General features: G+C 56.0%; 11 protein-coding genes and 3 pseudogenes. 12 read left to right on the top strand and 2 right to left on the bottom strand.

Annotation, left to right across the window (positions count from 1 at the left end):
- Positions 1–229 (bottom strand): hypothetical protein (locus ACIQ0R_RS07000; protein ID WP_395825434.1); only part of this gene is annotated, 229 nt, incomplete at its 3' end.
- A 20-nt stretch (positions 230–249) separates the two neighbouring features.
- Between ACIQ0R_RS07000 and ACIQ0R_RS06995 the strand changes: the two are divergent.
- From ACIQ0R_RS06995 to ACIQ0R_RS06965, 7 genes and pseudogenes are all read left to right on the top strand, one after another.
- Positions 250–522 (top strand): annotated as a pseudogene (locus ACIQ0R_RS06995) (FAD-dependent oxidoreductase); the annotation flags it as partial.
- On the top strand, positions 513–1,097 hold the full coding sequence (locus ACIQ0R_RS06990; protein ID WP_395825431.1) for a DUF3261 domain-containing protein: 585 nt from the start codon (positions 513–515) through the stop codon (positions 1,095–1,097). The pseudogene ACIQ0R_RS06995 and the gene ACIQ0R_RS06990, both read left to right, overlap by 10 nt.
- A 2-nt stretch (positions 1,098–1,099) precedes the next feature.
- On the top strand, positions 1,100–2,275 hold the full coding sequence (locus ACIQ0R_RS06985; protein WP_395825428.1) for a beta-ketoacyl-ACP synthase: 1,176 nt from the start codon (positions 1,100–1,102) through the stop codon (positions 2,273–2,275).
- Positions 2,275–2,742 (top strand): 3-hydroxylacyl-ACP dehydratase, encoded by a 468-nt coding sequence (locus ACIQ0R_RS06980; RefSeq protein ID WP_395825425.1) that lies wholly within the window; start codon positions 2,275–2,277, stop codon positions 2,740–2,742. Before ACIQ0R_RS06985 ends, ACIQ0R_RS06980 begins: the two co-directional genes overlap by 1 nt.
- Before the next feature lie 8 nt (positions 2,743–2,750).
- Positions 2,751–3,518 carry a 3-ketoacyl-ACP reductase FabG2 gene (locus tag ACIQ0R_RS06975; RefSeq protein ID WP_395825438.1) on the top strand — a complete coding sequence of 256 codons (768 nt, stop codon included), beginning with the start codon at positions 2,751–2,753 and terminating at the stop codon, positions 3,516–3,518.
- Positions 3,515–4,767: pseudogene (locus tag ACIQ0R_RS06970) on the top strand (beta-ketoacyl-ACP synthase). Before ACIQ0R_RS06975 ends, ACIQ0R_RS06970 begins: the two are co-directional and overlap by 4 nt.
- 7 nt (positions 4,768–4,774) lie before the next feature.
- Entirely contained in the window at positions 4,775–5,515 is a 741-nt protein-coding gene (locus ACIQ0R_RS06965) for a 4'-phosphopantetheinyl transferase family protein (RefSeq protein ID WP_395825422.1), read from the top strand.
- A 13-nt stretch (positions 5,516–5,528) separates the two neighbouring features.
- On the opposite strand, the gene ACIQ0R_RS06960 is transcribed toward ACIQ0R_RS06965, so the two are convergent.
- On the bottom strand, positions 5,529–6,032 hold the full coding sequence (locus tag ACIQ0R_RS06960; protein ID WP_395825419.1) for a polyhydroxyalkanoate granule-associated phasin: 504 nt from the start codon (positions 6,030–6,032) through the stop codon (positions 5,529–5,531).
- A gap of 426 nt (positions 6,033–6,458) precedes the next feature.
- Between ACIQ0R_RS06960 and surE the strand changes: the two genes are divergently transcribed.
- The 5 genes and pseudogenes from surE to rlmD all read left to right on the top strand — a co-directional run bounded on the left by surE (position 6,459) and on the right by rlmD (position 11,694).
- Complete coding sequence (gene surE / locus ACIQ0R_RS06955) at positions 6,459–7,196, top strand: 5'/3'-nucleotidase SurE (protein WP_395825416.1); 738 nt, start codon at positions 6,459–6,461, stop codon at positions 7,194–7,196.
- Positions 7,193–8,086 carry a protein-L-isoaspartate(D-aspartate) O-methyltransferase gene (locus tag ACIQ0R_RS06950; RefSeq protein ID WP_395825413.1) on the top strand — a complete coding sequence of 298 codons (894 nt, stop codon included), beginning with the start codon at positions 7,193–7,195 and terminating at the stop codon, positions 8,084–8,086. The genes surE and ACIQ0R_RS06950 overlap by 4 nt, the downstream gene beginning before the upstream one ends.
- A 72-nt stretch (positions 8,087–8,158) precedes the next feature.
- Positions 8,159–9,124: a peptidoglycan DD-metalloendopeptidase family protein gene (locus tag ACIQ0R_RS06945; RefSeq protein WP_395825410.1), complete on the top strand. Its 966-nt coding sequence runs from the start codon at positions 8,159–8,161 to the stop codon at positions 9,122–9,124.
- The gene (rpoS, locus tag ACIQ0R_RS06940; RefSeq protein ID WP_395825407.1) at positions 9,125–10,156 is read left to right on the top strand and encodes an RNA polymerase sigma factor RpoS; all 1,032 of its coding nucleotides are present in this window, start codon (positions 9,125–9,127) and stop codon (positions 10,154–10,156) included.
- Positions 10,157–10,346: 190 nt separating this feature from the next.
- Positions 10,347–11,694: pseudogene (gene rlmD, locus ACIQ0R_RS06935) on the top strand (23S rRNA (uracil(1939)-C(5))-methyltransferase RlmD).
- Positions 11,695–11,824: the final 130 nt, after the last annotated feature.

Below are 11,824 nucleotides of genomic sequence, written 5' to 3'. Positions count from 1 at the left end.
GGGAGCAGAGTCGCAAGGGAGGTAAAGCCGAAGCACCTGATGAACCATTCTGATTCAATCTACGAAGGGAGGTGCTACGGGCTACGCCCGTAGCACCTCCCTTGTTCTTTAACGAGATCGCTAAAAAGGAGTGCTTCAACACCAACTGTTTGATAGACTTATCCACAGCTACTAACTCAAAACGCAGCGACCAGCCCTGGGTCACATTTCGATCAGCAGGCTGGGTCAAGATTCAATCAGCGCCAACACGCTGCGGTCTTGAAGCGCCAGTTTTCCGGCGAAGAAGTCGATTGGCAGAGTGAGTACGCAACGCCGTTGAAAAAGGGCGTAGATACTTTCCGCACCTTTGTCGAATCCTGGTACTCGGGAGGCTTCCAGAAGGTGATTTTCTATGAATGCCAGCAACCGGAAGTGCGACGCATGATCGCTGCGATTCTGGCGGGCTAAGCTTGGGATGAAAGTAATCCTTATGTCAGAGAAAGTAAGCGACGCCTCGCGACTTTGGAGGAAATATGCAGCTAGGTCGATTGGCTTACTATTGCCTTGCTATGTTGTTGGCAGCTCTGGCTGGCTGTGCCGCTATGCCGTCGGCTGCACCGCCAGCTCGCCTGGGCCTGCAACTGGCACCAGCGACGCTCGGCACCAGTATCAGCCTGCAGCAGCATCTCACTGTGGAGCGCAATGGTCGTACCGATCAACTGGATGCCGCACTTGAAATCGATCCGCAGCAATTCAATATGGTCGGTCTGGCTTTTGGCCAGCGTGTGCTGACCTTGCACTATGATGGCGTCACACTGCAATCCTGGCGGCATCCTATGTTGCCATCGCAATTGCGCGCCGAAGACGTGCTCGAAGATACGCAATTGGCGCTATGGCCGCTTGCTGCAATTCAGCAGGCGCTTCCGGCAGGCTGGCAAATTCAGCAGCAAGGTTTGCGGCGCACGCTGTCGCGGCAGGGCGAGCCTGTGATGCAGATCGATTACAGTAAGGATTTACCGTGGGGCGGCAAGATCAAACTAGCCAACTTGCGTTATCACTATCATTTGACGATTGAATCGGTCAGCGACGATGTTACCGAACCAACCAGCGCGCCATAACCATGCTTTATCTTAACCATCTCGGCATGATTTGCCCGCTCGGCGACAACCAGGCCGAGATCAGCGGGCGCCTCCTCGGCAGCCAGACCGGCGTCGTCGCAACGGCGCGTTATTCGCGCGGACTGGAGTTGGCCTTGGGGTGTGTCGACGCCGTCCTGCCCGACGTTGATACCTTGCCGCTGGCGCAGCGCAGTCGCAATAATCAACTGGCGTTGGCGGCGCTGGCGCAAATTCGTCCGCAAGTCGACGCCGTAATAGAGCGCTTTGGTGCGGATCGTGTGGCAATCGTGCTCGGCACCAGCACTTCGGGCATCGCCCAAAGCGAAGCGGCATTTAAGCATCGCTGCGCGCATGGCCGGTTTCCGGCAGAGTTTAGCTACGGGCAACAAGAGATGGGATCGCCGGCGCAGATGCTGGCAGCTGTACTGGGGGTTACCGGTCCCGCCTATGTGCACTCCAGCGCCTGTGCCTCCAGCAGCAAGGCAATCGCCAGCGCCGCACGCCTTATGCGGATGGGCGTATGCGACGCCGTTTTGACCGGAGGTGTAGATTCCTTGTGCGCCTTTACCGTTGCCGGTTTTAGTGCGCTGGAATCGCTCAGCGCTGCGCGCTGTAATCCGTTTAGCGCTAATCGCAACGGCATCAATATCGGCGAAGGTGCAGCCTTGTTCCTGATGAGTAATGAGGCCTCGACCGTGACCTTGCGCGGCTGGGGCGAGTCCTCTGACGGTTACCATATTTCCGCCCCCGATCCGGCGGGAGGAGGCGCCCGCATGGCCATCGAACAGGCATTATCACGGGCTGGGATCAGTGCCAGGCAGGTCGAATACATCAATCTGCATGGCACGGCGACTATGCAAAATGATGCGATGGAAGGCCGTGTCATTGCGGAACTGTTCGGCGAGCAAACCGCGCTGAGCTCGACCAAACCATTCACAGGCCATGCCCTTGGGGCTGCCGGGGCGATTGAAGCTGGCTTGTGTTGGCTGGCCATGCAGGATAGCAATCCGTTGGGCCACCTGCCGCCGCATTTGTGGGACGGCGTTCAAGATCCCCGCTTGCCGGATCTTAACCTGATTGCTGCAGGCGACAGCCTGGGGCATCCCTTGCGTTGGGCATTGAGCAATTCCTTCGCATTTGGCGGTGCCAATGCGACATTGGTGCTGGGGAGGGAGTGATGCCGGCAAGTTTCGATACGCTGCCAGATATTCGCGATCTGCTGCCGCATTCTGGCACGATGGCGCTACTGGAAAAGGCACTTGAGGTTGGCGCAGAATACCTGTGCGCGGAGGTAGTGATTCGGCCGGATAGCCTGTTTTGTAATGCGGAAGGCGTCGGTAGCTGGGTCGGCATCGAATACATGGCGCAGGCAATTGCCGCTTACGCAGGCTACGCCGCTCGCCTGCGCAGCGAGCCAGTCAAAATCGGCTTCCTGCTCGGTACGCGGCGTTATGAAGCGGCAACGCCTTGCTTCCCGATTGGCAGTGTATTACGGGTGCGGGTGCAAAGAATGCTGCAGGTCGACAATGGCATCGGTTCTTTCGAGTGCCAGATTCATCAAGCGCAGCGACAGTTGGCTTGCGCGACAATTACCGTATTTCAGCCGAAGGATGCGGCTGATTTTCTTGAGGGAAGTACCGAATGACCTTGCAAATGAATACTGCCGAAAGCACGGCACAAGCCAAGGCTGCCGCAGAAAGGAAGACTGTCCTGGTCACAGGTTCCAGTCGCGGCATCGGCAAAGCCATCGCACTACGATTAGCCCGCGACGGCTATGACATCGTCTTGCATTGCCATCAACAGCGCGCGGCTGCAGACGCGGTGGCGCTGGCGGTGCGCGATCTTGGCGCACGGTCACGCGTATTGCAATTCGATATAGGTCAGCGCCAAGCCGTGGCAGATATCTTGCTGGCCGATGTTGAGCTGCACGGCTGTTATTACGGTGTAGTGTGCAATGCTGGCGTGGTGCGTGACAATGCTTTCCCGGCAATGCCAGGCGAGGATTGGGATCTGGTACTTGAGACCAATCTGGACGGCTTTTACAACGTCCTTAATCCGCTAATCATGCTGATGGTACAGCGCCGGGCGGCTGGTCGCATTGTTACCATGGCGTCGGTGTCGGGGTTGATCGGCAATCGCGGCCAGGTCAATTACAGTGCCGCCAAGGCTGGCATTATTGGTGCCACCAAGGCGCTGGCAATCGAATTGGCGAAGCGGCATATTACGGTCAATTGCGTCGCGCCCGGTTTAATAGAGACAGACATGATCGACGATGTGCCTCTGGAAGAGGCGCTCAAGCTGATACCGGCGCGGCGGGTTGGCAAACCGGACGAAGTGGCCGCAGCTGTCGCCTTCCTGATGCATGCCGACGCCGCCTACATCACCCGCCAGGTGATCTCCATCAATGGCGGCATGGCATGAAGCGCGTTGCCACTGAAGTGACGCAACCTCGGGTAGCGGTAACCGGCATGGCTGGCATTGGCCCTATCGGCAACGACTGGGGCAGCATCCGCGCACATCTCAGCAGTTATCGCAACGCGGTGGTGCGCATGCACGATTGGGCCGACTACGATGGCTTGAATACCCAACTGGGGCGCCTGCCGCCGAGTTCACGCTGTCAGATCGGTACAACCGCAAGACGATGCGCAGTATGGGGCGGGTCGCCCTGATGGCGACCCGCCCCAGCGAACTGGCGCTGATCGGCGCCGGCCTCATAGACGATCCGCTGCTGACAAGCGGTCTTTGCGGCATAGCCTATGGCTCGTCTGCGGGAACGCCAGCGGCGATCGGTGACTTCGGCCGGATGATGGAAGAGCGTAGCACGCGCGGCATCAATACCACTACCTATATCAAGATGATGGCGCATACCGCACCGGTCAACATTGGCGTGTTCTTCGGTGTTACCGGTCGGGTTATTACCACGTCCAGCGCCTGCACCTCGGGCAGCCAAGGCATTGGTTACGCTTACGAAGCCATTCGCAGCGGTCGGCAGCGCATCATGATTGCAGGCGGCGCTGAAGAACTATGCGCCACCGAGGCGGCAGTGTTTGATACCTTGTTTGCCACCAGCGTGCGTAACGAGGCGCCAGCTGTCACGCCAAGCCCCTTCGACCGCAGCCGGGACGGTCTGGTGATAGGCGAAGGCGCGGGAACCCTGATCCTGGAAGATTTTGAGCATGCACGGGCGCGTGGCGCGAGGATTTATGCCGAAATCGTTGGCTTCGGCACTAATAGCGACGGTTGTCATGTCACCCATCCGAATGCCGATACGATGCAGGGCGCCATGACATTGGCGCTCACCGATGCAGCCTTGCCAGCGTCTGCCATCGGTTATATCAACGCTCACGGCACCGGTACAGAGCAGGGCGACATTGCCGAATCGCATGCAACCGCGGCAGTCTTTGGCCGGCATACACCAATCAGTTCACTGAAAAGCTACACCGGCCACACGCTGGGTGCGTGTGGCGCATTGGAAGCGTGGATCAGTATCGAAATGATGCGCTCCGGCTGGTTTGCACCGACCATCAATCTTACGCAGCTTGATCCGCTGTGCGCCAAGATGGATTACATCGTCGATCAAGGCAGGCAGCTGCAATGCGAGTACATTATGTCGAACAATTTTGCGTTCGGCGGTATTAATACTTCGTTGATTTTTAAGCGGGCGGAGTAACAGGCTTATGCGCTCCGCAGTGTTTTGGTCGGTCGATGCCAATGCGTTATCGGATGCCGATGCAGCCGCGTTGATCGCTTGCTTGAGCGACGGAGAACTATCACGCTATCAACGGTTTGCGCGAGTCGTCAGGCAGCGGGAGTTCCTGTTGGGCCGGGTTTTATTGCGATTTACCGCCTCACGGACGGCCGGTCTTGCTTTTGACGAGATTAACATCGTCGAACGTCCGGGCCGGGCCCCGATGCTGCAATTTCCATCGGACTTCCTCGTGCCCATCGAGCACGAGTTTTCGTTCAGCCTCTCACACAGCCGAGGCTGGGTTGGTTGCGCTACCAGCTTCGATACACCGCTGGGACTAGATATTGAGGCGTTGGATACCAGCCGCGGCATCGATGCTGTCGGCAACGTTGCGTTTTCCGCCGGCGAAATCCTTTGGTTATCCAGTCCTCCGCAAGCCCATAAGATCGCTGCATTCTATGGTTTGTGGAGTGACAAGGAAGCGCTGTACAAACTGATGTCGCCAATCCGTGACGTGGCCGAGTTGCCAGAACTGGTTAACGGGAGTGTGCGCCAAGCCTCTGGCGTCGGATGGCACGCACAGGCTTGTATACTGGCGGATTTTGCCGTCTCAATTTGTAGTCGGTATCCACTGGCATCAATCAAACAAATTCACTTGGAGGGAACAGCGCCACCTGCCTGGTCCAGACAGTTAGCGTTAGCGGCAGAAGCTCCTTCTGCACCGCTGTGACTGAACGCTGGATTTACAATTCTGTGAGTCGTTTGGCGTTCGCGGTAGCACGCGCGTGGATCGGCTCCAGCCCGGTTCCGGCTATATCCGCCAGCGAGGCGTTTAACTGCGACACTGCTTCAGCAGAGTCGCGCAAAGTATCATGCGCTAGTTTGCTTTGGCGACGCCCGGATTGATGCAGGCTGCTACTGCCTGCGACCGCTATCAGGTTTGCCGTACCGCTCAATATTTGCTGAATGGCCATGATGACAATTTCCTGATGCAAACCGAGCATACGAGCCGCCATTGCATGCGTGGATTCCGCTGCGGCTTCGATTTTCTCACGACTCATCAGATCGAATTCGTGCTGGTCAAGCATGCTTGGTGCCGGGCCTGCCATTGCCATGCGAGCAGTGCGATGACCGATTACCTGGGTCGATGCGGTCATCGTTTCCGCCGCTTTGAACATCAAATCTGTCCACGCATTCAGTGGGTAGTGACTGCTGCCAGCAGTATTGCGAACCCGATGAGTTTTCATGGTGACTCCTTGATAATCTGACAGCAAGGGAGAGGCCATAATGTGATGATGATGGCCGTGCAGCAGGGTTGGCATGCCTGTTCGCACTTGCTGATGGAAGTTTCGTATATGTGGGTAAAAAGCATGGCCTACTTGGTTGATAGATTCATCGAAAGCCAAGCATGTCATTTAATTTTGTTGTTAACAGACTTTAAGATACGCACTTTTTCTCACTGTCAGGAAAATTTATGCGGCACCGCAGCATAAATTTGAAATTCTCGTTGCGACGTGGCGGAAAGGCAACTGATTGGTCGAATAATCTGCGTTACCCTTGAGGAGCCGTCTATTTCATTCTTTCTTTCCCGACGTTTTGCTATTGCCATACCTGCTTGGTTACAATTCAGAATCAGCATAAATCGATAACATTGCTTCAGGTAAAATTCAAATATGAAAATTTTGATCAGTAACGACGACGGTTATTTGGCACCCGGCATTGTCGCTCTGGCAAATGCTCTGACACCAATCGCCGAAATTGTTGTTGTGGCTCCTGACAGTAATCGCTCCGGTGCCTCCAATTCGCTGACTCTGGATCGCCCTTTATCTGTGCAGCGGGCAGAAAATGGCTTCTATTATGTCAACGGCACGCCATCGGACTGCGTACATATTGCCTTGACCAGTTTGCTCAACTTTCGCCCCGATCTGATTGTCTCCGGCATTAATCAAGGGCAGAACATGGGTGACGACACGCTATATTCCGGCACGGTGGCGGCTGCAACGGAGGGTTTCCTGTTCGGCATTCCTGCCATCGCATTCTCGCAATTGGATAAGGGCTGGGACGAGCTCGACAGTGCCGCCCGCGTCGCGCGCGACATTGTCGAGCATCGATTTAGTCATCTGGCGCAGCCTTACTTGCTGAATGTGAATATTCCGAATCTGCCTTATGCCGAACTAAAGCCTGCTCTGGCTACGCGCCTGGGGAAGCGGCATCAATCGGAGCCAGTCATCAGAAGCCAGGATCCGCACGGCCGCGACATTTACTGGATTGGTCCGCCTGGCGCGGCGCGCGATGCCGTCGAGGGTACTGACTTCCATGCGACCGCAAACGGCCATGTGTCGATTACACCGTTGCAAGTCGACTTGACGAATGCGGGGCAAATGGTGGCGCTGAGGAAACACCTGCCATGAGCGATAAACCCAAGCGTTTTCCACTGCCGTTATCATCGGTGGTCGATAAAAAGACACCATTGGAGCGCACTAGCAGAACGGTGGCAACGCCGCAGGCGGCGACCAAGAATGCTGCTTGGGGGAGTTCGCAGTTACAACCGATAGTGCTCAAAAGTACGTCCACGACATCATCTTCGCAAGTGCTTTCTGCCGCTAAAGCGATGGCGCGTCCGGCACAAACTGCCAATCACGTCGACCGTTCAAGCTCGCTGGTGTCCGATGCGGTGCGCAAGGCGATGGTAAATCGCGTGGCCAGGCAAGGCGTGACCGACGCCAAGGTGTTGGCAGCCATGGAGATAGTGCCGCGCCATATGTTCATGGAGCCGGGGCTCGCCAGCCAGGCTTACATCGATGCTTCCTTACCGATTGGCCATCATCAAACCATTTCGCAACCCTACATTGTGGCGCGCATGATCGAAATCATGCGCGCCAATTCCCAGGGCGGGGTCCTGGAACGTGTGCTGGAAATCGGAACCGGTTGCGGTTACCAGGCGGCGGTGCTGTCTCAGGTAGCGAAAGAAGTTTATTCCATCGAGCGCATTAAGCCGCTGCATGAACTGGCGAGAAGCAACTTACGCCCTCTGCGCATACCCAACATCCGTTTGCACTACGGAGATGGTATGCTTGGGCTGCCGCAGGCAGCACCTTTCGACGGTATTATTCTGGCCGCGGCCGGGCTCGAAGTACCGCAAGCGTTATTGGATCAAATGACGATCGGTGGCCGCCTGGTGGCGCCGGTCGGTTCCCGTCATCAAGTACTGCAACTAATCCAGCGGATAAGTAAATTTGATTGGACCAGCACCACACTGGAAGATTGCCATTTTGTGCCGTTGCGCGCCGGAACGATCTGAACGATTTCGGATGGGGCAAGATCAATTGACGAATAATCAGCGACGATGTCGCACCTGATAAATGTAATGAGAATGAAGAAAACTCGCTTTATAGTTCTGGGGGTATTGGTTGGTGTGCTAGCGGCGTGTACTACTCCACGTACCCCCGCTCCGGTGGTGGATCGCAGGCCCGGCATCGGCGCCGGCAACGCTACTCCGGGCACAGCATCTGAGGCGCCAAAGGCTCCCGAAGGACGTGGTTACTACACCGTAAAGAAAAGCGATACTCTGTACCGGATAGCGCTGGAGTTCGGGCAAAGCTATCGTGATATCGTGGCCTGGAACAAGCTGGAAAATGCCAACGATATCAAGGTCGACCAAGTGTTGCGGGTGCAGCCTCCCGATACTGGTTCAGCGCTTGCAGGCGGCGCCCAGATCGGTAATGTTTCAACCAGCTCAGGTGTTGAGGTAAGGTCGCTGGGCTCTGCGCCATCCACACCAGCGGCGATCCCGGCCAGCGGTGGCAACAAGAGTACGCCGCGCGGCGACAAGCGTCCTTACTCGGACAGCGCGTTGGCCGAATTGCAAAAGCCAGACGCAACGCCATCGGTGGATACGTCGAAATCAGTGGTGCCAGCAGCGCCAGTGACAACGGCTGCGGACACTGCAGCGGCTTCTGCCGCTGACGATGAGGGGCGGGTTGACTGGATGTGGCCAGCCGAAGGCAAGCCGTCAGGCGCTTTCGACCAAGGCAAAAAAGGGATCGACATTCCCGGTAAGGCCGGGCAGCCGGTAGTCGCTGCAGCTGGTGGCAAGGTGATGTACGCCGGTAGCGGTATTCGTGGATACGGTAATTTGGTTATCATTAAACATACCAGTATATTGTTGTCCGCTTACGCGCATAATAAGACCATATTGGTGAAAGAAGGCCAGACGGTCAGCAAGGGCCAGAAAATTGCTGAAATGGGGAATTCGGATAGCGATACCGTCAAATTGCACTTCGAAATTCGTCAACAAGGCAAGCCTGTCGATCCATCAAAATTCTTACCTAGTCGATAAATGACAAAGCGGCCGATAGCTCATCAGGACGAACAGCATGACGTCTCCCCGGAAAGTATTTCCGACGATATGCGTGACGAGGACGATGTTGATGCTGCCGCTACAGAACCCGATACAGACGACGATGAGGTTGTCGTCGATGGGGTGGTGGTTGTCGATGGCGTCGAAGAGCTTAAGAAAGTCTTGGCGGCGGAGCTGTCGACCGACACCACGCAGCACTACCTGAACCAGATCGGCACGCGACCGCTGTTGTCGGTGCCTGAGGAAGTGCATTTCGCCACGCTTGCCAAGCAGGGCAATTTCGAAGCGCGGCAAAAAATGATCGAGCACAATCTGCGGTTGGTTGTGTCGATCGCAAAGCACTATATCAATCGCGGCGTAGCCTTGCTCGATTTGATCGAGGAGGGCAATCTCGGGCTGATGCGGGCAATCGACAAGTTCGAACCGGAGCGAGGTTTTCGTTTTTCGACATATGCGACCTGGTGGATACGCCAGAGCATCGAGCGTGCCATCATGAACCAGGCGCGCACCGTGCGTCTGCCGGTGCACATGGTGCGCGAGTTGAACCAGATACTGCGCGCCAAATATCATCTGGAAGCGCAGCACCACGACGGCAAGGATGCCAGCGCCGAAGATATCGCCCATCTGGTCGATCGTGCGGTCGAAGATGTGCAGGACGTGCTGGCATTGTCTGAGCATGCAGCATCTCTTGACGCCCCGCTGGATCAGGATCCGCTGGCCAGCCTGATGGATTTGCTGCCAAGTGCAACCGAAGAAAATCCGGATTCCCGTGCCGAGCAGCAGGAGATATCGATTCTGGTGAGAGTCTGGCTGGAAAAGCTCACTGACAAGCAGCGCAATGTGATCATGCGCCGCTTTGGTCTGGATAACGACGACCCGTCGACGTTGGAAGAGTTGGCCGCCGAAATCGGTGTCACGCGCGAGCGGGTAAGGCAGATTCAGCAGGAGGCGTTACTCAAACTTAAGCGTTTGATGGGTGCAAAAGGTGTTGGCAAGGACTCTTTCCTTTAATTGCCCGATGACGGAATGTAGGCGTCATATACTGACCCAGCCTCATTCCGGCAATTCTAAAACCTGAATCGTTCTGGTTTTAGGTGCGCATGGCGCTATAATCTCTCGCTATTTATCTCACGCTATTTTCTATCAATCCCCATGCCGTACTGCGCATGCCGCGGCGGTTACCACTGCGTTTAGTTCCTCTATGCAACAAGATACTATCGATATCAAATCCCTCGACATGGATGCGCGCGGGATCGGCCATCTGCAGAATGAAGATGGCACTCAGGGCAAAGTTATTTTTGTCGAAGGCGCTTTGCCCGGCGAACGGGTCAGTTACCAGTCTTATCGCAAAAAGCCGAAATGGGAAGCTGCTACCATGACGGCATTGCATAGTGAATCGGTATTGCGGGTCAAGCCACATTGCGCTGTTTTCGGCATCTGCGGCGGCTGTGCAATGCAGCACCTGGAGCCGACTGCGCAAGTCGCCGTCAAGCAGCGGGTGCTGGAAGATAATTTATGGCACATCGGCAAGGTCAAGGCTGAAACCATGCTGCGACCGATTTACGGGCCTACCTGGGGCTATCGCTACCGCGCCCGCATTTCCGTGCGTAACGTGCCGAAAAAGGGCGGCGTGCTGGTTGGTTTTCATGAACGGAAATCCTCGTTCATTGCCGATATGAAAACCTGCGAAATCCTGCCGGCTAACGTATCGGCGCTGCTGGTGCCACTGCGTCACCTGATCGGCTCGCTGAGTTTGATTGATCAGATTCCGCAGATAGAATTGGCGGTCGGAGAGGGCGCGCAAGGCAAGATTACGGCACTCGTGCTACGCATTATGGCGTCGCCGACGGCAGAAGATGAAGCCAAGCTGAGGGCCTTCGCCAACCAATATCAAGTGAACTGGTGGTTTCAGACCGGCGGCCCGGACACCGCCTATCCATTTTATCCCGAGCAAGCCGAGTTGTATTACACCTTACCGGAGTTCGGTGTCCGCATGCCGTTCAAGCCGACCGATTTCACGCAAGTGAATCACCAGATCAACCGAGTGCTGGTGGCGCGCGCTGCGTCTGCTGGATGTGCATCCAGGCGACCGGGTTGCTGACCTGTTTTGTGGATTGGGCAATTTCACGCTGCCGCTGGCGACACAGGCGCGTGAGGTGGTGGGCATTGAAGGAAGTCAGGCGCTGATTGACCGTGCTGGTGAAAATAGTGCGGTGAACGGGCTAGCTGGCAAAACCACTTTTTATTGTCGGAATCTGTTCGAGGCGACATCCGAGCACCTGGTTGCGCTTGGCAAATTTGATCACATGCTGATCGATCCGCCGCGTGACGGCGCAGCCGCAGTGTGCGATGCGATTATCGGGCTGGCAGCGCTAAACCGCGCGCTGATGCCGGCTAGAATCGTGTATGTGTCGTGCAACCCGTCCACCCTGGCACGCGATGCTGGTACCTTGATTGCAGGCGGTTATCGTTTGACTCAGGCTGGCGTTGTCAACATGTTCCCGCATACGGCTCACGTCGAGTCGATTGCAGTATTCGACTTGTCCTGATTGTTGTCAGATAAATGCAAAAAAGCCGACCTGATTGAGCTTCCCTCGATTTTTCGTCTTCCAACAGGTGGCTTTTATGCCGCCTGTTTTTCCTGATGTTGCTCAGTGAGCCAGTCATCTAAATACTGGC

This window comes from Collimonas sp. (assembly GCF_044339385.1).
Lineage (GTDB): Bacteria > Pseudomonadota > Gammaproteobacteria > Burkholderiales > Burkholderiaceae_D > Collimonas.
This window is presented reverse-complemented; position numbering and strand designations above follow the sequence as displayed.